18 protein-coding genes and 3 pseudogenes are annotated in these 25,998 nt (G+C 65.3%); 3 read left to right on the top strand and 18 right to left on the bottom strand.

Features of this window, described 5'->3' with window-relative positions; all coding sequences use genetic code 11:
- Positions 1 to 3: 3 nt before the first annotated feature.
- On the bottom strand, positions 4 to 1,128 hold the full coding sequence (locus ACW7G5_RS04050) for a glycosyltransferase family 2 protein (protein WP_457002024.1): 1,125 nt from the start codon (positions 1,126 to 1,128) through the stop codon (positions 4 to 6).
- Entirely contained in the window at positions 1,125 to 2,636 is a 1,512-nt protein-coding gene (locus ACW7G5_RS04045) for a lipopolysaccharide biosynthesis protein (protein ID WP_457002865.1), read from the bottom strand. Before ACW7G5_RS04045 ends, ACW7G5_RS04050 begins: the two co-directional genes overlap by 4 nt.
- A gap of 243 nt (positions 2,637 to 2,879) precedes the next feature.
- On the opposite strand from ACW7G5_RS04045, the gene ACW7G5_RS04040 reads away from it, so the two are divergent.
- Together ACW7G5_RS04040 and ACW7G5_RS04035 are read left to right on the top strand one after the other, a co-directional pair.
- Complete coding sequence (locus ACW7G5_RS04040) at positions 2,880 to 3,668, top strand: class I SAM-dependent methyltransferase (RefSeq protein ID WP_457002023.1); 789 nt, start codon at positions 2,880 to 2,882, stop codon at positions 3,666 to 3,668.
- Between the two features lie 11 nt (positions 3,669 to 3,679).
- A complete protein-coding gene (locus ACW7G5_RS04035) occupies positions 3,680 to 4,867 on the top strand; it encodes a glycosyltransferase (protein ID WP_457002021.1) in 1,188 nt (395 codons plus the stop codon).
- Between the two features lie 254 nt (positions 4,868 to 5,121).
- Here the strand turns inward: ACW7G5_RS04035 and ACW7G5_RS04030 are convergent, their stop codons facing one another.
- From ACW7G5_RS04030 to ACW7G5_RS04020, 3 genes and pseudogenes are all read right to left on the bottom strand, one after another.
- On the bottom strand, positions 5,122 to 6,234 hold the full coding sequence (locus tag ACW7G5_RS04030; protein WP_457002019.1) for a hypothetical protein: 1,113 nt from the start codon (positions 6,232 to 6,234) through the stop codon (positions 5,122 to 5,124).
- Entirely contained in the window at positions 6,231 to 6,671 is a 441-nt protein-coding gene (locus ACW7G5_RS04025) for a hypothetical protein (protein ID WP_457002017.1), read from the bottom strand. The genes ACW7G5_RS04030 and ACW7G5_RS04025 overlap by 4 nt, the downstream gene beginning before the upstream one ends.
- 151 nt (positions 6,672 to 6,822) lie before the next feature.
- Positions 6,823 to 7,133 (bottom strand): annotated as a pseudogene (locus tag ACW7G5_RS04020) (DUF1153 domain-containing protein); the annotation flags it as partial.
- Between the two features lie 104 nt (positions 7,134 to 7,237).
- Between ACW7G5_RS04020 and ACW7G5_RS04015 the strand changes: the two are divergent.
- A pseudogene (locus tag ACW7G5_RS04015) lies at positions 7,238 to 7,627 on the top strand (formylglycine-generating enzyme family protein); the annotation flags it as partial.
- A gap of 72 nt (positions 7,628 to 7,699) precedes the next feature.
- Here the strand turns inward: ACW7G5_RS04015 and ACW7G5_RS04010 are convergent.
- The 13 genes and pseudogenes from ACW7G5_RS04010 to ACW7G5_RS03950 all read right to left on the bottom strand — a co-directional run bounded on the left by ACW7G5_RS04010 (position 7,700) and on the right by ACW7G5_RS03950 (position 25,915).
- Positions 7,700 to 8,587, bottom strand: coding sequence for a DUF6708 domain-containing protein (locus ACW7G5_RS04010; RefSeq protein WP_457002015.1), 888 nt, complete (start codon positions 8,585 to 8,587; stop codon positions 7,700 to 7,702).
- A gap of 4 nt (positions 8,588 to 8,591) precedes the next feature.
- The gene (locus ACW7G5_RS04005) at positions 8,592 to 8,843 is read right to left on the bottom strand and encodes a hypothetical protein (protein WP_457002014.1); all 252 of its coding nucleotides are present in this window, start codon (positions 8,841 to 8,843) and stop codon (positions 8,592 to 8,594) included.
- Positions 8,844 to 9,123: 280 nt separating this feature from the next.
- Positions 9,124 to 9,480, bottom strand: a pseudogene (locus ACW7G5_RS04000) (IS3 family transposase); the annotation flags it as partial.
- 121 nt (positions 9,481 to 9,601) lie between these two features.
- Positions 9,602 to 9,994: a hypothetical protein gene (locus ACW7G5_RS03995; RefSeq protein ID WP_457002012.1), complete on the bottom strand. Its 393-nt coding sequence runs from the start codon at positions 9,992 to 9,994 to the stop codon at positions 9,602 to 9,604.
- 238 nt (positions 9,995 to 10,232) lie between these two features.
- A complete protein-coding gene (locus tag ACW7G5_RS03990) occupies positions 10,233 to 10,517 on the bottom strand; it encodes a hypothetical protein (RefSeq protein WP_457002010.1) in 285 nt (94 codons plus the stop codon).
- A 111-nt stretch (positions 10,518 to 10,628) separates the two neighbouring features.
- Positions 10,629 to 11,456, bottom strand: coding sequence for a hypothetical protein (locus ACW7G5_RS03985; RefSeq protein WP_457002009.1), 828 nt, complete (start codon positions 11,454 to 11,456; stop codon positions 10,629 to 10,631).
- 190 nt (positions 11,457 to 11,646) lie between these two features.
- Positions 11,647 to 12,840: a T6SS immunity protein Tli4 family protein gene (locus tag ACW7G5_RS03980; protein WP_457002007.1), complete on the bottom strand. Its 1,194-nt coding sequence runs from the start codon at positions 12,838 to 12,840 to the stop codon at positions 11,647 to 11,649.
- Between the two features lie 395 nt (positions 12,841 to 13,235).
- On the bottom strand, positions 13,236 to 14,558 hold the full coding sequence (locus tag ACW7G5_RS03975; RefSeq protein ID WP_457002005.1) for a T6SS immunity protein Tli4 family protein: 1,323 nt from the start codon (positions 14,556 to 14,558) through the stop codon (positions 13,236 to 13,238).
- On the bottom strand, positions 14,555 to 17,770 hold the full coding sequence (locus ACW7G5_RS03970) for a hypothetical protein (protein ID WP_457002004.1): 3,216 nt from the start codon (positions 17,768 to 17,770) through the stop codon (positions 14,555 to 14,557). The genes ACW7G5_RS03975 and ACW7G5_RS03970 overlap by 4 nt, the downstream gene beginning before the upstream one ends.
- A 66-nt stretch (positions 17,771 to 17,836) precedes the next feature.
- Positions 17,837 to 20,797, bottom strand: coding sequence for a type VI secretion system Vgr family protein (locus ACW7G5_RS03965; RefSeq protein ID WP_457002002.1), 2,961 nt, complete (start codon positions 20,795 to 20,797; stop codon positions 17,837 to 17,839).
- A 165-nt stretch (positions 20,798 to 20,962) separates the two neighbouring features.
- Positions 20,963 to 21,973: an NAD-dependent epimerase/dehydratase family protein gene (locus ACW7G5_RS03960; protein ID WP_457002000.1), complete on the bottom strand. Its 1,011-nt coding sequence runs from the start codon at positions 21,971 to 21,973 to the stop codon at positions 20,963 to 20,965.
- Positions 21,970 to 23,049 (bottom strand): Gfo/Idh/MocA family protein, encoded by a 1,080-nt coding sequence (locus ACW7G5_RS03955; RefSeq protein ID WP_457001998.1) that lies wholly within the window; start codon positions 23,047 to 23,049, stop codon positions 21,970 to 21,972. Before ACW7G5_RS03955 ends, ACW7G5_RS03960 begins: the two co-directional genes overlap by 4 nt.
- A 40-nt stretch (positions 23,050 to 23,089) precedes the next feature.
- Positions 23,090 to 25,915 carry a right-handed parallel beta-helix repeat-containing protein gene (locus ACW7G5_RS03950; RefSeq protein WP_457001996.1) on the bottom strand — a complete coding sequence of 942 codons (2,826 nt, stop codon included), beginning with the start codon at positions 25,913 to 25,915 and terminating at the stop codon, positions 23,090 to 23,092.
- Between the last annotated feature and the right edge of the window lie 83 nt (positions 25,916 to 25,998).

The raw sequence follows: 25,998 nt of genomic DNA, 5'->3' as shown, positions 1-25,998 counted from the left end.
CGGTCACCACAGGTGCAGCCTGCGGCCGCGCGCGAAGGCGAACGCAGCCTGCGCCGCGAACAGGTTCATGTGCACGAACGCCACGAGCATGCGCACCGGAAAGATTGCCGCAAGCATCGGCATGCGCGGAGCCAGCGCGACCAGCACAACCCCGATGGCGGCGGCGATCGCGCAGGCCAGGTAGAAAACATGGCCACGCGCCAGCACCAGCGCGGCGGCACCCATGGCCAGCAGCGCCCACGGCGCCGCCAGGCGCAGCAGCTTGTGTCCCACGAAGCGGAACCAGAGCGGGTTCCGCCTTGGATCCAGCAGCCACGGCGCAAGCTGCACCAGCTGCAGGTTTCCGGCCAGCGTGCGTACCTTGCGCACGCGCTCGCCGGCCGATGAATCCGAGGCGCGATCCCAGGCCACCGCGGCCGGCTGCCAGGTCACGCGCGCGCCCTGTGCGGCCACCTGCATGGGCACCAGCACATCATCGAGCACCGTTTCGGCCGGCAGCGGCCGGAACAACGCGCGGCGCATCGCGTACAGCGCACCGCTGACGCCGACCACGGAGCCGCTGGCCGCCTCGGCCAGCCGGATCGACGACTCATAGCGCCAGTAGGCGTCGACGCTGGCCGCGAAGCCGGTGTCGGGATCCTCGAAACGAAGCTGCCCGCCCACGGCACCCACCGCCGGATCGGCCAGGTGCGCCACCAGCGCCCGCAGCGCGCCGGACTCGATCCGCTGGCGGACGTCGACCATCAACAGCACCTCGCCGGTCGCCGCCGCCACGGCGTCGTTCAGGCAGCTCGCCTTCCCGCGCCGCGGCGTGAACTCCAGCACGCGCACGCGCGCATCGTCGATGCCGCGCGCAGCGTCCGCCGTGCCGTCGCTGCAACCGTCGCAGGCGACCAGCACCTCGACGCGTTCGCCCGGATAGTCCAGCGCCAGCAGATTGCGCAGCTTGGTTGCGACGATGGCCTCGCCGTCATGCACCGGCACCACCACGCTTACCATCGGCAGCGGCGCCCCGGCGCGACCGACGACCGGACGCGGCGCGATCCGGGCAAGCAGCAACATGCACAGTGGATAGCCGGCATAGGTGAATCCCACCAGGCCCACGCAGCTCCAGAACAGAAGAATCACGGCGCGACTCCACCGCCGGCAAGGCGCAGCGCCATGGTGCTTGCCCATGCACCCAGGCGGGGATATCGCTGGCCCAGGCCGGCGAGGATGCGGGCATCGTCCCTGCGCCATGCGCGATATCCCACGCTGGCCACGACATAGACCAGCACGTAGGCCGTGGCCGCCACGAGCCCGCCCCACGATCCGGGCAGCACCCGCACCAGCACCAGCGCCGGCAGCAACGCGGTAGCCGCCGCGGCCATCAGCCGGAGCAGTTCACGCCAGGGCATGCGCAAGGCCAGCAGCCGGGTGATGCCGACCCAGGTCACGGCGAACACCAGCATCCGCGATACCGCGTGTGCCAGCACGGCACCGGCCAGGCCATGGCGCGGCACCATGTAGATCGCCAGCGACGCGGTCACCACCAGCGACAGGACGACGAAGCCCACGCGCAGTTTCTGGTTGTCCGTGGTCGACAGCAGCGCGCCGAAGGCACCTTCGGCCAGCGTCAGTCCCCCAACCACCACCATCACCTGCAGCGGCAGCACGACCGCGCCGTAGGCTTCGCCGTACAGCAGCACCACCAGCGCCGGCGCGGCCAGCGCTCCGGCACCGGCAAGCAGCAGGCCCAGCGCCGCGTAGTAGCGCACGGCCCCGGCCACGATGACGCCCGCGCGTTCGCCTCCACCCGAGCCGTAGGCATGCGACATCATTGGCATCAGCACCGTGCCCAGGCCGGAGGACAGCATGTCGATGCCGCCGCGGGTCAGCGCCGCCGCGATCGCGAAATAGCCCACCGCGGCGGCTCCCACGGTGCGGTTGAGCAACCAGGTTTCTATCGACTTGTTGCCCAGCGCCCACGCAAGCACCAGCAATACCGTCCACCACAGGTGACTGCGCACGCGGGGCTTCAGCACGGCATCCAGCGGCGTGTGATTGGGCAGCAGCACCGCGCGGCGGCGCAGGCTCCGCCCGGCGATGGCATGCCCCGCACCCACGACCGCGAACAGCACGACATAGGATTCGAGTCCTGCTCCCGTCCACAGCAACAGGAGCACGGCGGCGATGTTGAACAGGCTCATCGCCACCGTGGCTCCGGCTTCGATGCCGTAGTGGCCATGACCCTTGGCGATCGAGACATCGAAGATGAACCAGGCCTTGCACATGCCGGCGACAAGCGTGGCGGCGGCAAACAGGCCCAGGCCCTCGCGCTCCCAGCCGGTGGGCTTGAACTGCGGCAGGAACACCAGGAAGGCGACGGCCACCAGCGCCGCGCTCGCGAGCTGGCGCCTTAGAAGCCAGCCGTGGACGCTTCCGGCAACCACTTCCGAACCCCGCCCAAGGCTTTCGGAGACGAAGCGGATGGCGGTCGTGGTGATGCCGTTGTTGGCCACAAGCACAAGCAGCCCCGCCAACCACACGACGTAGGCGTAGCGACCGAAATCATCGGGGCCCAGGGTGCGTGCGATGACTATGCTGGTGAGCATGCCCAGCGCGTAGGTGATGTAGGTCGATCCCGTGACCATCATCGCGCCCCGGAGCGCGGACACACCGCTGAAAAGCTGGTTCGACTGCTGGCGTGCCAAAGTAGTGATCGCTGGGCGAAAGGTGGCTGCCCTTGAGAACGTGCATGCGTCCGTGAACCGGCCACGACCACGCGGGCCAAAGCCTTCGAGCATGTCCCTCCCGGTGGCCTCTACGCGCCCGCATCCGCGTTCCATTACGGGGACACTCCAGGGAAGGCGCGGCCTGAAAAGGCCTGCGTCGGGAACATGTACTACGACGCATACAACCGCCAGGACATGGTTGACGACTTCGCTTCGCGCAGCCACCTCATGCCTGCGGAGCTCGCGGCGCTTGGCGAGGTCTGGCCATTGGTTCGTGGCGACATCCTCGACATCGGCGTGGGTGGTGGCCGCACCACGGGCTACCTGCGGGGCGTCGCCCGCAGCTACCGCGCGCTGGACATCTCCGAAAAAATGACCGAAGCCTGCCGTGCGCTGTACCCCGGGACCGAGGTCGGCGTCGGCGACGCGCGGACGCTGGACGGCCACCCCGACGCCGGCTACGACCTGGTGCTGTTCTCGTTCAACGGCATCGACTACATCGACCACGCGGAGCGGAGCCGGGTCCTGGCGGCGACGTACCGCGTCCTCCGTCCCGGCGGGGCGTTCGTCTACTCGTCGCACAACCTCGGGGTCCTCGGCGGGCATCCGCCGCCGGTCCAGCCTGCACGCCTGGTGCCGACGCTGGACCCGGTCCGCATGCTGGTCCGCAGCGCGCGGACGCTGGCCACGAACGTACGCAGGCGCCGCAACCGCAGGCGGCTGCAGGATCGGCAGTACTTCGCCGCGGACCATGCCGTGGTCAACGATGAAGGGTATGACCATTCCCTGCTCACCGTTTACGTCGACCCGGCCGCGGAGTGCGAGGCACTGGCCACCGCGGGCTTCGTGGGCACGATGACGATCGACGCTCGCGGGGGCCGCGACCCCGGACGACACCTGGACCCGTGGGTCCATTACGTCACCCGCAAGCCCGCGGCCCGGGCGGGCGGGTGAGCGCAGCACCGATGGCCGCCACGCGACGCCTGCCCGGCGACGGGCGGCTCTCGATCCTGCACGTGGTCGACTCGCTCGAGTGCGGCGGGCTGGAGCGCGTGGTCGCGGATCTCTCGGTCGCGCAGCGCGACCACGGGCATTCGGTGGCGATCTTCAGCCTCACCGACGCGGCCGGCCTCGGGCCCGAGCTCGCCGCCGCCGGGATCGATGTGATCGAGGGCGGCAAGCGTCCGGGCTTCGACCTGGGCCCTTTGGCACGGCTCGGGCGCGCGATGGCGGACAGGCGGATCGGGATCGTCCACAGCCACAACTTCGTACCCAACTACCATGCCGCTCTGGCCCTCGCCCTGCCCGGCCGCGCGCGCGCGGCGCTGGTCAACACCTGCCACAACATGGGGGCCCGGCTGTCCCGGCCGCGGCTGCGGGCGCTGTACCGTCTCTCGCTGATGCGCACCGCGCGCGTGGCCGGCGTCGGCGACCAGGTCGCGCACCACCTGGTCGAGCAGCGCCTGGCGCCTGCGTCGCGGGTGGCCGCGGTGCGCAACGGCGTCCCCGTGGCGCGCGCACCCGGCGACGCCGAACGCGCCGCCGCCCGCGGCGCGCTGGGGCTCGCGGCCGACGCGCTGGTGATCGGCTGCGTCGGCCGACTGGTCGAACTCAAGAACCATCGCCTGCTCCTGGAGCAGGTGCCGGCGCTGGCGGCGATGTTCCCCGACCTGCGCGTGCTCCTGGTCGGCGACGGCCCGATGCGCATGGTGCTCGAGGAGCAGGCCCGGGCGCTCGGCATCGCGGAGCGCGTGCAGTTCACCGGTGCCCGCGATGACGTCGCACGCCTGCTGCCCGCCATGGACGTGTTCGCCCTGCCCTCGCGCACCGAAGGCCTCTCGATCGCCCTGCTGGAAGCCTGCGCCGCGGCGTTGCCGGTACTGGCGAGTGATGTCGGCGGCAACCCGGAGATCGTGTGCCATGGCGGTACCGGCCTGCTGTTCCAGAGCGATGACGGCGCGGCGCTGCGCGCGGCGCTCGCACAGCTGCTTTCGGACCGGGCGCTGCGCGCGTCGCTTGGCGCGGCGGCGCGCGCATGGGTGGTCGCCAGCGCCTCGATCGAAGCCATGCGCGCGAGCTACGACGCGCTGTACGCGGAGGCGATTGGCGGGGTTGCAATGACCCAGCCGTTTCTGCTCAGGTCAGGCCGCTAGGGATGGTCTGAACAAGTCCTCCAAAGTGTGGTGAGATTGCCCCATCCTTGCAAGGCGCCCCTTCCAGGGCCCACTTCTTCCATCTCCGCCAGGAGCACTTCGCGTCGCGTGCGCTTCATTCTTGTTGGCGAATTCCGCGTCGCCGAAGCTCATCTGGTCCATGGTCGAAGCCGTCTTGCCGGAGTCGTTCAATCAAAGCACCCTTTCAGGGAATTTTTCAGACCTTCCCTAATCGACTCACGCTCGCCAGCCAGCTAAGAGAACATGTACTGAAAGAACAACTCATACGGCAACCATGTCCACAAAACCAGGCCGGCGACGAAAGACACGATGTAGAGTCGCTTCTCCTGCGGATGCAGGGTCCGCGTACTGACCTTGCTGGCAAACTCGGCCGGCACTGGCCCATCCGTCGACTCCTCCCAAGCAGTTCCGGACAGGTCGCTTTCGCTGAGCTGTGGCACCCAGCCAAGACGGCCGCCGATGAACGTGAAGATATACATCGGCCACCAGCCCGCGGTCCAAATCGGAACCAGCAACCACATCCATACCTTGCTTTCCTGGCTACGATCAGCCCAGTCATTGGTTGCGAACCAGAAGCTCAAGCGATGCTGCCTGTACTCCCTCCACAGGGGCAAGCGGATACCGCCCAGCAAGTAAATTTCGGGTAGGTTCTTCCAGTTTCCTTCCATGTAATCGCAGAGGAAGCGATAGTACATCGCGGCGATCTTGGAGCTGCCAACATGGAGCTTGATCTCGATCAGGTTTCGTGCATTGCAGCCACTATCTGCAGGCTGGACGAGGTGGAAATTTTCGACAAGTGATCCACCGGCCGCGTGTACAGTGCGGATTTGTTCAATATAGGGATGCAGATCGCTCCATCGCGCTTCGACACGCTTATTGCCCTGCAGCTGGGTGACCGTCCCAGCGCGACGATTGAATACGGTTGGCCGCGCAAACTCCTTCCTCACGAAAACGCGAATACAGCCACCTACTGCTGCAGTTGCCGCAGCAGCCGAGATCGACATAACTATAATCATAAACCAAGGGGATGAGATCAAACCCGCAGTATATCGACCCCACTCATCCAGAGTGATCGAAAGAAAAAAAACTGAGAGTCCTGCGCAAACGAGGGCCATGGATACGAGCATCCCAAATCCCAACGCGATTCCATCCGCATTAGGCAGGGTCTTCATCGCCGCCGGGTTCGCGCCCAGCACCAACTCGCCGGCGTAACCTTGTGACGCCCGCACCAACAGCGGATACATCGTCTGTTTCTGCTGCACCCGCAGCGGTCGGGTTCGATCAATGTCATAGCCTGGGCTGACCTCAGGCCTCAACCTGATGAACTCGTCCTGATCCTGACTCATGCTTTCGCGTCCGCTTGGGTAATCGCCTGCTTCATTCCACCTGCATCGGGCACGACCAGTTCGGGGTTGGTCGTGCGGTCGGGCCAGTAGCGCAGCTCAGCGCCCACACGCCGCAATTCGCCCTCGCTGTAAACGAGCTGCCAACGCGCGCCACCTTTGTCTGTACGGGACAGAACAGATCCCGTCGAAGGGGCTGATAGTCCCGGATTCCGGCCCGGGCTACCCAACAGCAACTTATTGTGATCAACGATCCCTGTGCCGGGTCGATCACCAGCAAGGCGACCTTCCTTAACTGTCAGCCGCCGGCCATCGCTCATTTCAAACCGGAAGATGTACTCGATCCAGCTCTCACTGGTGAGCTGTGGCGAATCTACTTCGACCACCACGGTGCCGCCAAGCCGGAGCCTGAAGATGCTAGCACCTTGTCGCCATTCCATCCTCAACTCAAGTGGCAGTGCGAAAACCTCCTCGAAGGCCCGAACCTCTTCGTCCCTGCTTGCATAAGCATCCGTCGTGCCTAGCTTGGACTTTCGCAGCCAGGTTTGCAGCGGGTTGTCGCGCCGACTTTCGCCTGCGAAAAGCAGTGCAGGTCTCGTCCTTGCCCAACAGGGACGCCAATTTTTTCGAGCGTGCAACTCCAGCATGGCCTTGCCGTAGGCTTCCTGCAGGTCCTTGAGCTGGCGCTCGTATTGATCACGAACGTCCTCGGGCTTGGCCCGCAGCGCGTTCTCCATGCCGCGCTTCCCCTCATCGACCCAGCTTTCGATCTCCGACGGGGTCAGGTCGAGTTGGCCGCTGGCCTCAGCTACTGTTGTCTTGCCCTGGATGATCTCCAGCACCAGCGCCGACTTCCGGCGGGCCGTCCAACGCTTGATTTCCTCTTCCATCATCACGCTCATAGGTGTCTTCTTCGAAAAATAGCACCTGAGCAGGAATTCAATGGGTCATTACAACGCCGACGCATGGAGCGAACTCCAACCCCACTGCGCCCGCGGACACTTCGTTGCAAGAACGCATCGAGACACTGAAGTCCAGGACATTGAAAGGCTTGGTCGAGATCAAGGGCGGCAGCTTCACCATGGGTGACTTCGGCCCAATCGACCCTCGCGTTGAAATGCCGTATACCGGCGAGCGCGACGAAGATGTACTGCGTGAGGCCACCCTGAGCAGCTTCGCCATGAGCGCCCTCAAAATCACCTACGCCGATTTCGATGTATTCACCGAGGCCGCCGGGCGGCCGAAGGTAGCGCAGCAGGAGATGGATCTAGCCTACCGCGATTTGCCTGGCATCCCCGCCGGGGTGAATTGGCAAGACGCGCAGGCCTATTGCCAATGGATCGGTCAGCAGATCGACAAACAGGTGGATCTGCCTACGGAAGCACAGTGGGAATATGCGGCACGCAACCGTGGACAGATGGTCGTTTTGGCAACAGACAACGTCATAGTGGAGAATGGCCGACGATCCCTATGTCTGCTTCACCGTCCATTTTGCGAGCTCGGCTTCGCTCAGTGCCGGACCACCAGCTGCAGCAACGACGTGCGGTGGAAAATCCGGCAGCTTGTCGTAATTGGTCTTGCGCAATGTATCGCCCGGATTCAGCGGCGGGCCCTCTTCTTCCATATAGCGGCGGACGTGTTCCCACAGTTGCACCTGCGTCGCATCACGCCAAGTGCCGGTTACGCCCAGATCCACCATCAGGTCCACTTTCGTGGGCTGCTCCGGCGTCGTGCAGAGCATCTGCATCACGGTCTCAGTACGGGCAACAGTGCCGCCGGGTACGTCGAGTCGTCGATAGGTGCGGGCCTGCACGTCTTCCCAGCGATAGCTGCGCAACGCGCCGGGTGCGCCCTTCTCCCAGAACTTAAAGAAGCTCAACCGCTTGATGGGGATGACATGTACTTTTCTGTTTTTACGGTTGAACTGAACAGGATAATCAGAAGGACTTAAGAACCCCCTGCGTATCATATACAAACACAAAACAAATACGATTAAGCTGGAGAGCAAAAACTGAATAGCCAAGAAGTAAGAGAAGCCAGCCAGCACTGACTTTATTGCACCAAAAAGGAAAAATAATGGAAAGATAAGAAGCAAAGCACCAAGCAACCCAAGATACTTGGCCACTCCCTCTCCCTGGATAGTTCCAACCTCAATCGCATCCAAACGAACCCGCACAACCGCGTTGTGGGCCAACGGCACTGCATGCACCGGTTGACGCTTGTCCTTTGGCATCACTCGCAGTGGTTTCTTCTTGGCGTACAGGTTGGTCTTCCGTTGCTTCTGGCTGAACTCCAGCTCCGGCTCCGGCTGCTTCCACTCCGGCACCAGCATGCCGTCATCGCGATCTTCGGACATCCGCTCAACTCTCCCTCAGGATCTGGTCCACCAACGGCATTTCCTCAGCCTCCGGATCACCATAGATCACGACCTCGGCCCAGGCATCGCGATAGACATTCACATCCAGCTGCGCGGATAGTTCAACCGTCAAGACGTTACTCTTGCGCGCTTCCGTCGCTTCCGGCTCGACTGTCCCGATCTCATGCTTCAGTTGACTGCCACGCAGCGCGATGATGAAGGCCACGTTGCCGGGATGATGCGCGTAGTACGCCACCAACGCTTCTTTGTTGTCCTCCTTTTTTTGCGACGATGCGGATGGCCCAAGGCATGCTGGGCTCCAACACCTCGGGTAGCATCACCCGTGCCCAGGCTTCGCGGGTGATCTTGGGACCGACCGGCTCGCCGTTCCACAGTTCGCGCACAGTCTCGATCGCGTTGCCGATCGGGTTCAACCCACGCTTCACCGCTCGGCCGTAGTTGCCCCAGCTAGTGAGGCGGCTGCGGAAGTCGAAATCCACCCGCACCAAGTGGACCGGCCAGAGTCTCATAGACACTCACTGGCCGCTCTGCGCGTAGCGCCGTTCAAACTCTACCGGTGAGACGTCGCCAGCGGAACCATGCCGTCGAACCGGGTTGTAGAACATCTCAATGTAGTCGAACACGTCGGAGCCGGCGGCGGCCCGAGTTGGGTAGATCCGCCGCTTGATCCGCTCCTTCTTCAACACGCTGAAGAAGCTCTCGGCCACCGCGTTGTCGTGGCAGTTCCCGCGACGGCTCATGCTCGGTACCATCCGATGCGCCTTCAGGAACGACTGCCAGTCGCTGCCGGTGAACTGGCTGCCCTGGTCCGAGTGCACGAGCACGCCTGGCCCCGGCTTGCGCCGCCAGACCGCCGCCACCAAGGCCTGCAGGTGCGGGCCACCTTCCCGGCTGGCTCGCTTGGCAGCGGCAGCAGCAGCACCGCCTGCGAGTTGGGCGGCGACAGACCAACCTCGGCCTGCACTTCGGTCTGAACGTTTCGGGTCTCGGTATTCAACCTGTTTTCCACACTTCGGCCTGGGCGATGGGGTCGTTCTCGCCTTTGTTGTGCAACGCGAACACCAGCCGGACGGCCTGGTACTTGCGGTCGTTGATCTCGCGCTCAATGGCCAGCACGCCCATCGCCAGCAGTTCATCGTCCAGGCCGTGCGCGCCCCATGCGTCCGGATTGTCCATCTGGGTGCCTCCGAAACGGCCTTCGGTACTCTTGTGCCTGCCGAAGAAGCTGCGGTCGGGAAACTTCTCATTCTCGTCGTGCTCCAGGCTGGCCGCATAGAGGGCCCAGGCTACACCGACGATGAACAATACGATGCCCACGCCTGTGGCGGAGGCACCGATCAAGGCTGCTGCCGAGGTGCGCAAAAGCGTGCCTCCCACCAGCCGCATAGCGACTTGCTGACCAGCACGTGCGGCCAAAGCAGCACGCCACGTCGTGAACGCACCATGGCGCGGGGCACGAACTCGATGTAGGCAGGATTGAGCGCCTGAACCGCGTCATGCGCGTTGGGCGGCAGCTCCGCCGGCTTGTCTCACCCCGGGCTAACAGCAAGCCCCAGCCCCCCCTGCTTGGGGAGCTCCTTCATTCCCAGCAGCAGGTTGCGTGCCATTTTGTGGGTGCTTCGACTCATCGGCGCGCCACCGGAAAGCGCAGCACCGTCTCCAGTGCCGGCAGCTGATTCCGGTCAGGCTTGTAGACCAACTCCATGCCGAAGTCGTCTACGTCCACGAATTGCTTGCCCCGGATTGGAACGCCATCCTTCAGCATCTTCTCCTGCCTTTTTAGCGGCGTATGAAGAATACTGCGAACATTCATCGCGACGTAACCGAACGTAAAAACCAGCGGAACGCCTAACGTGTCCTGCAGGTGCTCGCGGAGAAAGGCATATTCCTTTTCTGGCGATCCGCGCATTCAATCAACACCTGATGGGCGGTTCCTCGGCCTCGAGGCTGGACGCGCCGACGGTCGCCATGTAGCGCCGGCACCTCTCAATCCGCGAGCAGGCGTCTTTTCGCACAAGTTTCACCGATCGACAGCCAGCGCCATTTTGTTCACATCGACCCCATTGCCGGCAAGCAGATACTTCCCGGACATTACCCGGCGCGACAAATGGCCGGCGCATGCCAGCAGCAGCGCCGGCAGCATCAGGTTCAGCAGCGGAACGGCGGCAACCAGGATCAGCATTGCCCCGAGGAAGGTTGCCGGACCATTACAGCATGTGATCAATCGTGCCCGTTCGCCCTTCGACAGCCCTTTCGGCATCATCCAGTACAACGCGGGCCGTACCACCCAACGAGACAGCAACACCAGCATCAAGATGCCTCCGAGAATCGGTACGCACAACGCAATGCCCCACTTCAAACGCTGGCGCCAGCTCACGACTGGGACCTCACGCCACGTCGATTCGTCCGAAGACCCGGTATTGCTGTCTGCGAATGTCAGCTCGATATGCTCGCGCATCACGCCTCGTGACAGCATCATCGTCGTGATCAGGTAAGCAACGAGCCATAGCAGCACCACCACGGCCGCGGCCAGCGCCAGGATATAGAGCAGGACGACAGCGATATTGAACAGCCAGATCATTGCGTTCGGGATGCCCGGGAGCACCACCTCGCCGATCGCCGCCATGCCTCCGGATGCGCTGTACGGAATGGTTGCAACCTGCGTCACCATTCCCAGCGGCAGCATGAGCCCCATCACCAGGCTGAAGGCGAGCAAGAAAGCGATCTGGCCGACCTGGTCGTGGAAGTGCAGGAACACAGCCAGCCAGAGCACTCCCACGCCAAGGCCGAGCGCGCAGGACCGGATCAACACCTGCGCGCGCAGGGCGGTCCCGAAGCCCAACGCCAAACATGTAGATGCCTCGCGAAAGTCCCTCCATGCCGCAAGTACGTTCCCTCGAGCCCACGCCCATGTGCGTGAACCAAGTGAGTCAGCGCGTCCAGTCGGCAACGAACGCCGCTCACGCTCTGAAGTAGGCATGTCCATGCTCCTTCGTGTCTCGACTTGCCGGACGGCAGCCAACTCGCCGCACTCACGGCTACGGCAGCTTCTGCAACTCCGGCATCATGAGTGTGGTCGGCCGTAGATACAGGTTGCGCAACAGCTTGTCCAGCCGCTTGCGGCTCTCGGCAAGCGGTGGTGGGTCCTGCTCCAAGCTGTTGATCTGCCTGCGCGTGAAGCTCTGCATCTCGACGGCGATGAACGGCCAAGCCTGGATGCCCTCCACCCCGTCGTTGCCGGTGTACACCGCATACGACATCACTTCCGGCTCGCCCTCGTCGGCGGTGTTCAATGACATCCCGCCCTGGTCCGCGCCGACAGGCCCCAGTTTCGCCCCGCGAAGACCGATTATTTCCTGCTTGCGGCCAGCGGTCAGTGGACCCGCGAGCAGGCCGCTTGCCGACAACGTACCGGCCCACAACGCCGCCGGTTGCGGGCGTCTTGCCTCCCCAGCATCCACGCCCACCACCAAGCCGGTATCGAGGGTGTAGACCACGCCCGGGCGATCCAGATAACGGAACGTTGCCTTGGCGTGGTAATCCCCGGTGCCGTCATCGGCAAGGAAAGCGTATGGGTAGCAGATGCCTGGCTCGGTCGGAATCTCATAGGCCTCGCGTGCGCGGAACCGCGACATCAGTTCTCTCAGCCACGCGGCGTCCTGCTTCTGCGCTTCACCCTCGCCATAGGCTCGGATGTAGAACAAGCGGCCCTGGCGATGCAGGAATAGGTGGTAGATGCTCTTATCGTCCTGATAGGCAAAGCTATCCGGCAGGCCCAGGTCGACGATCTTCCACGCTTCCCACATTGCGATGAATTTGTTGGCTTCGTCAATATCCCTCTGGTAGGAGCGAGCCAGTAAGTCTTCCTTCGCAGCCTTCTTCTCCGCCAACGTGGCCTCGATTCCGGGAATCTCCGCTTTCCAGTCACGGATGTTCTTTTCCTTGCTCTTGATGAACTTGTCCCGTCGCTGCTGAACCCACTCCACCGGCAGCGGATACGACACCCGGATATTCAGTTGCTGGTAGCGAAACCTCTCACCACGCGCGCCTGGCACTCCGTCAGGGAACTGCATAGCTTCCGGGATGTCCTCCACATCCGGCGAGACCGCCCACTCCAGGTTGTCCGGCGCGTCGAACACCAGCCGCCCCAGACATTCGCGCCGCGCCTGCACGCCGCCCACGGGCTGGTAGTCGCGGATCTCCCGCAAAGTTTGCAGGTGGTGCGGGCTCAACTGTGGGAACTCGGGGGCCGGATTCTCAGATGCCCGCCCGCAACCGGACAGCCATAGACTTGCCAATATTCCCCAGGCACACGGATGTTTCATCCCACGGCTTCCTCTTCCTGCGCGTCCTGCCTCATTGCCAGTTGCGTATCGCGGTCGGGCGGTGGGTCGTTGTTGGCCAGTACGGTGAGGCTCGACGCAGAGTTGCTACTCTCCACTCTGCCTGTCCACTCTGCCTGTCCACTCTACCGACACTCGTCATTGAGCCGCCAGCTTTCGTCTTCGAGCTCGTGCATGCGCACACCGTGGAGAAGTGACGCGGCGGGACGGGCACTCTGTAATGACCCATATAACGTCAGTCACCGGGGTACTTTCAGCGGGTCAAATGCCAGCTGTGCCAAGGTTCACTCGTCGAGAATCTCGGCGAACTCGGGAGACTCCACCGTCGTCCGGCGCAGGTGCGTGCTCTTGAGCAACGCATCCAGCCGCGTCTGGGTTTCCGCCTGTGGCGGCGGATTCTCCGCCAACTGCTCGTACTGCAGGCGAGTGTAGGTCTGCGCTTCCACCCCGATGAACGGCCACGTCTGCAATCCGGCGATGCCCTGCAGGCCGGTGAAGATCGTGTAGGTGTGGACGTCCGGCTCGCCGACCTTGGCCACGTTCACCGACACGCCGCCTTGATCCGCGTTGTAAGGCCCGATATGCGCGCCGCGCGGCGTGATCGGATAGATGTCCCGCACCCGGTCCCGGAACACCTCCAGGATCGTGGCCGGATAGCTCATCACCCGCACCGGCGCGGGCGTCGGCATCCACGCCGTTCCGCGCTCGCCGTCCGGCGGGCGGTAACCGGTGTCGATCGAGTACACCACGCCCGGACGGTCGGGATACCGGAACGAGGCATGGGTGTGGTAATCGCCCGTGCCGTCGTCGGCGATGAACGCATGCGGCAGGCACACACCGGGTTCGTCCGGCACGTCGCCCGGTGCGCGTGCACGGAACCGAGACAGCACGTCGCGCAGTTCGGCCAGCATCGCATCCCGGCGCGGGTCGCCATCGCGCAGACCCGGGTGATCGCGAACTATGGTAAACATGCGGCCTTGCAGCAGGAAACGGATGCGGATCTGGCCGGCGCCATCGTCATAGGACAGTTCATCGGGCAGACCGAAGTCCAGCCGCTTCCTATGTCGGGCGTCTTCAAGTTTGACTCGGGATTCGGTCAACCGTTCTTCAAGAATGAAAACCGGCGCATCGGGTCCTTCCTGTTTTGCTGCCTCTAGTTCGGCTTCTAATCCCGCAACGCCCCGCTCCCAAGCTTCTGCATTACTCCCTCCATCGACGAAAGCATAGTGGTCGTGCCTCTTCTGCATATCCGCATGCGTCGCTGGCGCGGACACCCAGATGGACAGGTCGCCATAGGCCAGCCGCTCCTGTCGGTCGCCCGGCACTCCGTCGGCGAACTCCACGAACTCGCTGTCCTCGATCTTGCCCAGCCGGTCGGTCGCCCACTCTGTGTCCGGCATCACCTCGAACGCCAGACGTCCCAGGCATTCGCGCTGCATGCCCGCGATTGCAGCGGGCGCGTAGGCACGCACCTGCGTCAACTGCTCGACATGCCAGGGCCGCAGCCAGGCATGCGTGTCCGGCTTGGGCGAGGTCTGGCTGGCTGGCGTGCACGCCGCCTGGGTACTCGCCAGCAGCAGCACAACCGCAAGTCCGGCATGCTTCATCCAACTTCCTCCCGTTGCGATTTGCTGTCAGCAGGTTCAATCGAGGCCAGCTGCGTACTCTTGTTCTTCGCGTCTTCTAGTTCATTGTTGGCCAGCACGGCCAGCGCGAACTGGGTGTCGTTGGACTCCTGCGCGGTCCACTGTACCGGCAACGCGACGATGAAGCCCTGGATACGCCCCGGCGCGGATTCCGGCGCAAGGCCTGCCACTTCGCTCGGGCGTCCCGGCGCGTCGTAGCGCACGTTCCAGCTCCGCTGCCCACCGTCGTCCGGTCGTGCAGCCTTGCGCCAGAACAGCTCGTCGAACGGCATCCGGTACTTCAGCTTGCCGCGATAGACCGTGGTACCGCTGTTACCCGTACCGCGCCAATCGCTGGGGTATTCCCAGGTGGGCCAGATGCTGGCTGTGCGTGGCTTGTTGTCCTCATTGGGGCCGCTGGGCACCACCGGATGCGGCAGGTTGCGGGGAACAAAGGCGAATGCGGATTCGTAGGCGACCGCATTCTGCCGTGAGACGTCTTGGATACGAAGCCAGGACGCTGGCGCGGCAGGCCGGTCAAGGATTGCGTCCGTCAACAAACCGCTGGCCGCACGTGACCCGGCATGCTTGCCGAAGATGCTTTCCCACAGCCGGCGGCGGAAATCATGCACGCGCTCGCTGACGCGGATATCGCGACGGCCATCGAGCTTGACGGTCTTGTGGGCGCCGCCGGCGACGATGACCGCCAGTTCCGAGTCGCGCCCGCCCAACAGGCTGCGATCGTTGATGTTGGCACTGCCGATCACCGCCACGCGGTCGTCGGCGATCAATAGCTTGCTGTGCACGTAGATCTGTTCGGTGACGGGCCGCCCGCCGATCTCGGCGTGGTTACGCATGTTGAGCAAGGTGAGGTAGTCGACCCAATGCTTCGATGCATCGTAGCGTTCTATCTCTCGCACGGTCATCAATCGCGCTTCCTGTTTCGCTGTTCCAGCTGGCATGCCATTTCGGATCTTGTCGCGCGCCACCAACGCCCGCCGCACGCCGTTGACCAGGCTCTGCGAGCCGTGGACCAGCGAGTTCATGGTCAGATCCACCTGTCGCATGATGGTGATCTCGTCGAGCTTGCCTTCCGGATGCACCGGGACCACCAGGTACGCATGGAATGGCAGGTCGTCGTCGATCGCACGCTCGATCCGGCTTGCGAGCGCCTTGCCTACCGGGTTCAGCAGCATGCGCTGGTGATTTTCGGAGCCCGCCAGACGGTCGACGATGTGGATGGTCTGCCAGTTGGAGACAATCTGCTTGAGCGAGGCCAAGAACGCCGCGCCCTCGGGATCCTGTTTGATGTCGTCCACCGCGCTCCAGCGGATGTCCGACGGCTGGATGTCGTTGACCGGCTTGCCCTTGATGCCGAGCATCTCCGCGAACCGGTCGTAGCCGGCAAGGCCGTAGTAGGACAGCTGGGCACCGGTCGCTCCGGACCATTGCTTGTCCGGCTCGCGGCTCTCGCCCTCGTGATTGGTCTGGAAGAACTGGCCTTCGATGTACAGAAAGTGCTGCGCGCCGTGGATCGCCTTGAGCATGGCCTTGAGGCAGTTGTTCTGCGCACGTCCGTTGCCCTGTTCGGCGCCTGCGGCACTCTCGTCCCTGAGCAGACGGACGGGCGCGCTGCGCAGCACCTGTACCCAGCACTTCTCGTTGGGCTGCGCTGCGACCTGCGGCCGCGTCGGCACGTGCTCGGCCGGGATCGAGGGACAGTTGGCGCGCGACGGCAACGGAATCCGCAACGTACCGACGACCTTGCGAACGACGCGATCGCTGCGGAATCCGTTGTAGCTATCGCGATAGTTTTTGGCAGCGGCGTTCCAGCGCTGCACGAAATTCCGGCTCAGATCGTAGACGGCTGGCCCGACAATGCCGCAATGCACGTCATGCCAGGGTTGGCGCGGCTGTACGTCCGGATCCGGAAGCCGATCGCTCCCGGGCATTTGTTCCAGCTTCTCGAACAGGCGTTCGTAACGGGAACGCTTGCCGACATTGTTGGCCGTCAACGTGACCAGGACGCCGACCAATGCATTCACGCTTTGCCGCACGACAGTGAAGGTTTCTTCCCGAAACGGCATGCGCGAGATGTCCACACCGTTGAGAATGGCCCAGACGATATCGCCCGCATCCAGAAGATGCTGCGCGCCGCTGGCGAATCCCGCCTCGATGCGCCGGCGCAGGTCGTCGGGCAGGTTGTCCCATGCGAACTCCAATCCGGCCTGGGCGGCATCCACGGGAACATTCCTCATCCGCCGCGAGAAATCAGCCAAAAAATTGTTCTGGTCCCATTTGTCGGCGACCCAGTCCGTCGCATCGTCAATCGCCCCGCCAGCTCTGTCGAGGCCATCGCGTGCACTGGCGAGTACGCCAGTGCTGGGTGACGTCGCGAAGGTCGTCAGCCAACGTGTGCCATGGGGTGAGACGCCTGCGGCAATCAGTTCCAACAGAGTTATGCAATCGCTTCTTTCCCGATGGGTTGGTTCACGGATCGGTGGGACACAGTGGCTGTAGAACTCTTCCAGCCTTCGGCCATTGGCATGCAGCGAGTAGCGGCCATCCTCACGGCGCCCATAGGCCAGGTCGATGCCCCCCACGAACGCTGTTTCGTTGTCGACTACCACCAGTTTCTGGTGATGGGAAAAGAAGGCATTGATACTCGACATGTCGCTCTGGCCGACCGCCGGCAAGCAATAGGCATGTCCATTTCTGGGCTTTCCGTCGCGGGTTCCATTGAGGTGAAATACCGCCAGCATCGTATGCAGATAACCCGTGTCGATCGGTCCTGGTGGGGCCAACCAAGGCAGCACGTAGACCGAAGCGCCGTTCTCGATCGCCTGATCGAGACAGCCAAGAAGCTTGAACCCATCTCCCATCTCAACCGCGTAATTGATCTGCCAGCCAGTCATGAACACGCTTTTCTTCGCTTCACGAATGGCCCTGGACACTTTGGTGAAGTATTCTTGGCCGCCAACGAAGAACTCGACATCGTGCCCGGGTCTGGCCGCCCCGAACACGTCTCCCCAAGCTGGCACACTCGCCGGCGTCACGACGCTCGATGAATTGTTGACCTCCACCGAACGCCCGTTGTTCAGGAACCACTGCGGCTGATGCTCGGATCTTCTTGCATTACCGGTTGAATTGACGCGTTGCGTGATCCTTTCTTCCCGCTCGCTTCCTGCTGTCATGCGCCACTCTCCGTGTCTCCGTACCCGCAGGTTCGGCTCAGACCCAAATTCGATACGTTCATTGGCCTACGCGTCCAGCTTTTTCACAAGCCCGGCATCGCTTGCTTCACCAAGAGACTCCATCGCGTATTCAATTTCACCTACGGCACGCGTGTTGGCCATGTAGGAGCGGGCATCCGGACTGAACCCTGCCGCGCTCATGGCAGCAACGGCTCTATCCTCATCGCTCCAGTCGTCGCGCTCTTCGACCACCGACAGTTTCACTGCTTGACCCGGGTACATCAGCCAAATTCTTCCAGGCCCATGGCGGTATTCGCGTGCGAGTAGCTCCTGATCGGCATCATCAATTTTCACATTGCCCTGAGCATCGGTTTCGCCTTGCAGAATCACGTCGTCTTCTGCGATCAGCGCCATCCCTTGGGGACGCCCCATGCTTTTTACGATCTTCCATGGAGTATCCGCCAGTGGATAGCCTGAAGGGCCGGGAACATCCTTCAAGCTGATATCGAACTTGATTGGTTTCTGGCTCTGCGCGAGGCTGGCCTCAGGTAGGGAAGGCAGTTCCAACATCACGTTTTCTGGCCCGAGCAGCTCCTTCTTCGTCGCCTTGAACTCGATCGTCCCGGGTGCGCCCAGTTCGATGTCCCCGCCTTCCAGCTTCAAGTAGGCCCCTTGTGCGGTTAGCAGTACATGCTTCTTGGCATCAACATCGATGTCGGCCTGCGTGCTGGCAATCGTCACGCTCGTCTTCGCCGCCACTTTCGCCACGTTCTTGTGCGCCCGCGCGCTCACCTTGCCCTGCGCCGCATGCAGCGCGATGCCACGTTCCTTGTGCGGCTTGTCCGCCGGCGCTTCGCCGCCGTGCGTGAACAGCACAGCACCCTCGGCCACCAACATCACCGTCTCGCTCTGGCTCAGCCAGTTCAGGTCCCGGTCTGCGCTCAGCACCGTCTGCGTACCGGACACCCACACCTGGTCGGCAGGGGTCACGCTGGCAATGCCCGCCGCGCTGCTGCCCACGATGGCCGGCGCGCTCCAGCCCGGCACCTCGCCCTCGCCGCCTTCGATCCCGTTGCCCGGGGCGCTGCCGCTCTGTGTTGCCTGCAGCGTCTCCTGCAGGCTCTTCAGTGACGCTTGCGCAGGGAGTTCGTCGGGATCGCCTTCGAGCTGCGCCTGTTGGGTCTTCGCTACGTCCGCCAGCGACTGCAGCAGTTGCTCGCTCTGGCCAAGCTGCTGGTGCGCCATTGGCGCGGCCAGCTGCGGGCCGCCGGGTTCAGTCGTGAGCAGCAGGCCCTGGCCGGCCCGCAGCGCGCCACTGGCCTGGGTCGACAGCTCCGCCCCGAACCCGCGCTCGGCGCCGCGCACGTTGTCTTGCCCACCCTTTAGATGGCCGAGCGTCAGCGTGGTCTGCTGCTGGGTGGTGCTGGCCTGGGCGCGGCCTTGGCCCGGCGTGTCGTCCAGCCGCAGTTGCTGGTAGCCGCCGCTGCCGCCCTGGCTGTCGGCCAGCGCCTGGCTCTTCAGGCCGGCGTACACCGCGGCGTGCTCGTTGCCCTCGAACCAGGCCGGGGCGTTGCCGGTGGCGTTGGCCGCGCCGTTGCCGATCCGGTTGTGCGCGGCGTCTTCGTTGCCCACGCCGTTGTACACGCTGCCGACCACCACCGGGCGGTCGATGTCGCCTTCGAGGAACGCGACCACCACTTCCTGGCCCACGCGCGGCACCAGCACGCCGCCCCAGTTGTCGCCCGCCCATGGGGTGGCCACACGGACCCACGTCCAGGAGGCTTCATTGGCCGGGGCGTTGTCGTCGCCTGCCGGGTGCGCTTGGCCGCTGCTGGCGTTGCCGCCGCGCTGCCAGTGGAACTGGACCTTGATGCGGTGGTCACGATCGGTCAGCACCGGGCCGCCGTCGCCGACCACGATCGCGGTCTGGGTGCCGATGACCGTGGGCCGTGGATGCCGCCGGCGGCCGTGGCCGTCCACGGTCTGCGGGCGGTACGGGGTCGCGGCGGAAATCGCTTCGAAACGGTTGCGGTAGAAGCCTTCGCCAAAATCCAGGTTGGATCCGGCGCTGGATGCGTCAGCCTGGCCAAACGATGCCAGCTGCAGCGCACCCGGCGAGCCGATGCCCTGCAGCGCCTGTGCCAGCAGCGGCGGCGGCAGGGCCGCGCCAAGCTCGGCTTCGCTGCGCTCCACGATCCCGGCACCCAGGTTGTTACGCGCCTCGTGCCAGACCTGCAGGCAGGTGAATTGCGCCTGGTCGCCACTGTGGTCGGGGTGTTGCGCCAGTTCGAACTGCGCACCCGCACCGAGGCCGCGCCAGCTGCCTTCACCCTCGAAGGTCCGCGCCTGCACCTGCTGCGCCTCCAACTGCTGCCGCGCCTTGCGCACGCCGTCGGCGCTGTCATGCCAGGCGTAGGGGCCGGCAATGTCGTCGTCCTCCACGCCCATGCCCGACACGTCGTCGCCTTCGGCCGTCGCCGGACGCAGGCCCAGGCTGCGATAGTCCCAGCTGGCGCGCGACAACCGCGCGGTCTGCGCACGTCGCGTGCTGCGCCAGAGCTGGATGCTGTCCTCGGCTTCGGTGGCGTCGGCGCGGTGGTAGCGGATGCGGCCGCTGTCGGCGAATGCCTCGTTGTGATCGGCCAGCACCAGGGTGTGGGTGCCGCGGGTTTCGCTGGACGGGTCGCCCGCGTGCTCGAACCAGTACGCGATGCCCTCCTCCGCCAGCAGGCGCTGCACGAAGTCGAAGTCGCTCTCGGCGTATTGGGTGGTCAGGCTGCGCTTCGGGTAGACGCTGCGATCGCGCAGCTCCCAGCGCCAGGCCGGGACCAGCGCGCCGGCTTCGGCGTAGTCGGCGAACACGTCTTCGATGATCTCGACGACGCTCTTGTCCTGGAACGCGTAGCTGTCCACGCGCTGGCGCAGCAGTGCCAGCCACGGTTCGATCACCAGCCCGTAGCGCGCCAGGCCGCCGTTGCTGCCCAGCAGCTCGAACGCGGTCACGTGGCCGTGGAACGTTGGCCACATCGTGCTAGCTCGCGCACCGGCGCAACGGATGGTTCGCCGGGATGAACTCATCCAGCCGCTTGACCGTGAACAATTACTCGCTGAGAGCGTCTGCGCCGCGTATCGATGATCTACAGTTCGCGTGTGCTCTGTAGCCTATGTGGACTGAGGTATTTCAGCAGCCTGCTAGGGCTGCGCGCCGTCGCCCAGGGCGTCGAACGTCCTCCTCATGCCCTCCGCCGTGGGCACCTTCGGCGTCCATCCAAGCGCCTTGAGGGCGGCATTGGAATGGCGGAAGCGCCGGTACATCGAGCGCACGATGTAGGGCGTGAACACCGCCGGCAGCTGGCCCTTCGAGCGGCGGTTGTAGGCCACCAGGCCCCGCGAACCCAGCAGCAGCGCCCAGTACGGCACCGGCAACATGCGTATCCCGTGCATCCGGGCACGGAACCCGCGAAGGTAGTCCGCGCAGTTCGGCAGGTCGTCGTCCACCACGCTGTACGCCGCGCCGTCCGGCGCCCGCAGTGCCGCCATCGCGATCGCGTCGGCACAGTTCTCCACGTAGGTCAGTGGCAGTTCGGCGCCCCTGCCGAGGCTGAAGAACAGGCCCATCGCGGAAATCCCGACGCGCGACGACGGCCCGGCGGCGCCCGGCCCGTAGATGACCCCGGGACGCAGCGTGACCGTCTCGAGTTCACCGGACTGCCGGTACGAATCGACCAGCTGCTCCTGCCGCGTCTTGGCGTGCGCATACGCGCCCTTGGCGATGCCGACGTCCTCGATCGGCACCGATTCGTCGTGCACCGCGCCCGTCGCCAGGCCTTCGGTGCGGTAGACCGAGAACGAGCTCACCAGCACCAGCCGGCGCACGCCGGAGGCCACGCAGGCATCGAGCAGGTTACGGGTGCCGACCACGGTGTTGGCGAACATGTCGGCGGCCGATCCGCGCATGCCGGCGGCGGCGTGGACCACGCAGTCCACGCCGGCGGTGACCGCATCGAGGTCTTGGCGGTACAGCAGGTTGGCGCCCACGGTCTCGATCGACGCCGAGGGAAAGCGGCCGGCCAACTGCTCGACCAGCCCCGGTGGCGGCCGTCCGCGGAAGTGCATGCGCAGCTGGTCCACGCCCTGCTCCAGCAGACTTGCCGCGACGTGCCGCCCGAGGAAGCCGCCCGCCCCGGTCACCAGGATCCTCATCGCCGCGCCTCCGTCGTGTCCACCGCATCCACGATGGCGTCGATCAGCGTCGCCACCTGCAGGATCTCCGCGGCTGGCACCGGATCCGGCGCGACGCCGCGGATCGCCTCGTGGAAGCGCTCCAGCAGCACCCGCATGCATTCGAAGTAATGGAAGTCGTGGCGTGCGAACGCCGCGACGTTGCCGAGGCCGCTGCGCGCAAAGCGCGCCGACTGCACCCAGGCCGGGAACAGCCGCCCGATCGCGCTGGGCTGCTGCTGCCGCTGGCTGCGCACCAGGGTCCGGGCCCCGTAATCAAGCTCGACCGTGTCGCGCGTTCCGCGCACGGTCATCGCGTGCGACACCGGGCGGGCATGCGAGCTGACCATGCCCGACACCGTCACGCCGTTGCTGCCGGCAAGCAGGAAGCGCAGCTCGTCGGGCATCGCATCGACCAGTGCGCTGCCGCTGTCCGCGCGCATCCGCCACGCCTTGGCATGGACCTCGACCGGGCCCTCCAGGAACGGCACCACCTTCGCCAGCACGTGGTCGATGACGTTGTGGAACAGCTTGCCGGGCAGGCGATGCACCCAGTGCGCGGGATCGGACAGGACCGCGATGCCGTAGTCGCCAGAGAGGTTGTAGCCGTAGCTGGTGTCGATGTGCACCACCTCGCCAAGTCGGCCCTGGTCCAGCAGGCCGCGCAGGGCAAGCGCCGGCGACTCGAAATTGTAGAGGTAGTTCACGCACGCCTTGCGGCCGTTGCGCGTGGCGCAGTCGAGGATCGCCGCGGCCCCGCGGGCGTCGAGCGCGAACGGCTTCTCGACGAACACGTGACAGCCCGCGTCCAGCGCCATGCAGGCCAGGGCGACGTGCGAGTCCGGGGGCGTGGCCACGTGCACGATGTCCAGCCGCTGCGCTTCCAGCATGGCTGCGACGTCGGTGTAGCCCGCCACGCCCGGCCAGCGATCGGTGAACTGCCCGACCATCAGCGGCTCGCGGTCGCAGGCGGCGACGAGTTCGACGCCGTCGAGGGCGCGCAGCTGTTCGGCATGGCCGTCGGCGATCTTGCCGCAGCCGATGATCCCGACCCGCATCAAACCCCCTCCGCCATGGCCCGGCCCATCCCGGCGCCGGTCACGAGGCCACCGCGCGACGCTCTGTCGCCGCCGCGCGGCTGCCGGCGCCGCCGGCCGCACGGTACCCCGGGCGCGGAACCTCGTAGTCGCGGAAGCGGTTCGGGTCGCCCGCCAGGCCGTCCTCGGCAGCGCGCATGATGTTGTACATCTCGCGGGCGCTCACGTAGTGCAGCTTCCAGTCCCGGCCGTCGTTGTATCGCGACTCCAGGTGATCGTAGGCCTGGTCCATGGGCGTCCCCAGCAGCGTGTCCATGTCGCAATCCTCGGCGCCGTGCGTATGGATCTTCACGAAGGTCCACTCCGGCCGCCCCTCGACGTGGATGCCGGTCCGCACCCAGGCATCGATCCGGTCGGGACTGGGCGGCGCCACGGCGCGGATGTCGCTGTTCTCGATCCGCGGCAGCAGTCCGAACTTGCGGCTCTTCCAGCGCAGGCCCAGCGGGCCCTGGATGATCACCAGGTCGCCTTCGGCCCGGCCGCCCACGCGCACGCGCGCGCCGGTGTCGTGCGACTTCGGCTTCAGCGGATCATCGGTGGCGCGGTAGATGCGGTTGATCGTGCGCGGCTGGCAGGGATTGGGGGCGGCCGGGAAGGTGAAGTCGGCATAGCAGCCTTCTTCGCGCAGCACCGTCAGCTCGTTGTCGACGCCGCAGTGGCCGCCGCCCGGGTGGCTGTTGTCGAGCGCCCAGTCGCCGTGGATGAATGCCCAGCGCGGCTGGCCGGTCACCGGGTCGCGCGGCAGCGCGTCGTGGCGCGTCGCCAGCGTGTCGGCGAAGTCGGCAAGCTTGGCGCGCAGCGTCGCCTCGGTGTCATCGTGGTGGTGCAGGTGGATCTCGATCTCGCCCAGGCCCATGCGGCACAGTTCGACCAGCGAGTCGATGTGCTCCGGGCGATACTCGTCGCCGGGGAAGAAGAACGAATGCACCGGCGGCCGGCCGTCGGCGTCGCGGTGGCCCGCGCACAGCAGCGGCAGGTCGCGCTGCCAGCGCGCCACGCGCTCGCACTCGCGCTCGTATCCCGGCTGCCCCCAACCCGGCTCGTAGTGGTCGACGAAGCAGAACAGCAGGTGCCGCGTGGTGCCCTGCGGCACCGGCGCGCGCCAATCCTGGCGCAGCCAGGAGAGCAGCCAGCCGGCCACGTTGCGACGGTGCAGCAGCCAGGCCGCCGCGACGACCGCCGACAGCAGGGCCAGCGCCGCGGCAAGCGCCACCCATGCCAGGACCGACGCCCACGGGCCGCGCGCCGCCGCCGGCGCGGAGGGGTCCGCGGTTGCCGGTCCCGCAGGCGCCACGACGCCGTGTCCGGACGATGCGGGATCGTCCACCGGCGCGCCGCCATCCATCGGAACGGCTGCCGGCGCCCGCACCTCGGCGCCGAATGCGCCGATGGTCATCGCACCGGTGCGAAGCGAACCGCTGATGTCATCCTCCACCCCGTCCACCGCGATCCCGGCACCGGGGACGGACGCGGTGGCGACCAGGCGGCCGGCACCGTCGACCCGGAACCCGCCTGAAACGCTGTGCGCATCGGCACCCGAGCCGGCCTGCCATCGCGCGAACGGCAGCGGCACCGGCAGGTGCAGGCCGCCACGCCCGGGCCTGCCATCGATGAAGCTGCAGCCGTCGCCATAGGCGTTGTAATCGGTTCCGGGATCGCCGGCGAGCGCGGACAGCCCCCCCATTTCGAGGGAGTGGCGTATCTCGACGCAGTGCCCGCTGTCCATCAGCACCAGGTTGTTGACCAGCCGCGGATTCACGCTGGGCGGTCGCCCGGCATGTGCTTCCCTGTCCTGGAAGGCAATGCCGAAGTACAGTCCGGCGTGGCCGCGGCGGCCGGCATCGACGATGGTGTTGTTGGCCACCAGCGCATCCTTCGCCGCGTACAGCCCGATCCCCGAGTAGCCGGTGTTGCGCACCAGGTTGTTGCGGACCACGCCGCGCACGGACTCGTACCAGCCCGGGTTCACCTCGGGATCCAGGTACTCCGGACTGGTGTCGAAGCCGGCCAGGATGCCCGCCACGCCGGTGTTCTCGATCCGGTTGCGCTGCACCACGACGTCGGCGGCGCCGCCCTTGAAGTACAGGCCGGTGGTGGCGACATCGTGGATATAGCTGTCTTCCACCACCATGCCCGAGCCGTTGACGTTGTCGATGCCGTCGGCGTTCATCGCATCGACCGGCGTCCCGGGCGGGTAGATGGCCCCGGTGTTGCGGATCTCGACGCGGCGGATGGTCACGTTGTCCGACTTGGGCGTGATCTTGATGCCGTCGCGCCCGGTGTCGCGGATCAGCAGGTCCTCCAGCACCACGTTCGAGGCCCCGTGTTCACTGGCCGGGCCGCCCTGGTACCAGTTGGTCTGCATCATCACGCCGTAGACCCGGCCACCGCTGAGCTCGAGGTTGCTGATGCGGCTGCCCGATGCCGTCGGGTCCACCTGCACGACGACGGATTCCGGCGTCGCGATGTCGCATTGGATGTGCGCGCGCTCCCCGGGATGCGAGCGCAACACCAGGCGGACGCGCAGGCGCACGTCGCACTCGTTGTAGGTGCGGTTGCCCGCCGGCGCACGCAGGGTCACGGTGTCGCCGTCCCCGACCAGGTAGTTGGCCGGCGACAACACGTGGCCGACGGTCCGGAACGGGCGCTCGCGGCTGCCGTCGTTCGCGTCGCTGCCCTCGGTTGAAACGAACCATTCGCGCGCGGCGGCGGGCGGCGCGAATGCCACCAGCATGGCAAGCACCATGCAGGCGAGCGGGCCGCGGCGGCGCTGCCAGGCTGCGCCGGCGACGGAGGTTTCGTTGTGCGGCGCGTGGTGCTGGTGCATCGGGTTTCCCGTGTGGATGGCTGGTTGCGCCGTGGTTTCGCGTTGGTATGGACAACGGGAATATCGGCGGCAACAGGCCGCGG

The sequence above is a fragment of the Luteimonas sp. A501 genome (genome assembly GCF_054052085.1).
The sequence above is the reverse complement of the archived record's forward strand: the minus strand, read 5'-3'. Positions and strand labels throughout refer to the sequence as shown.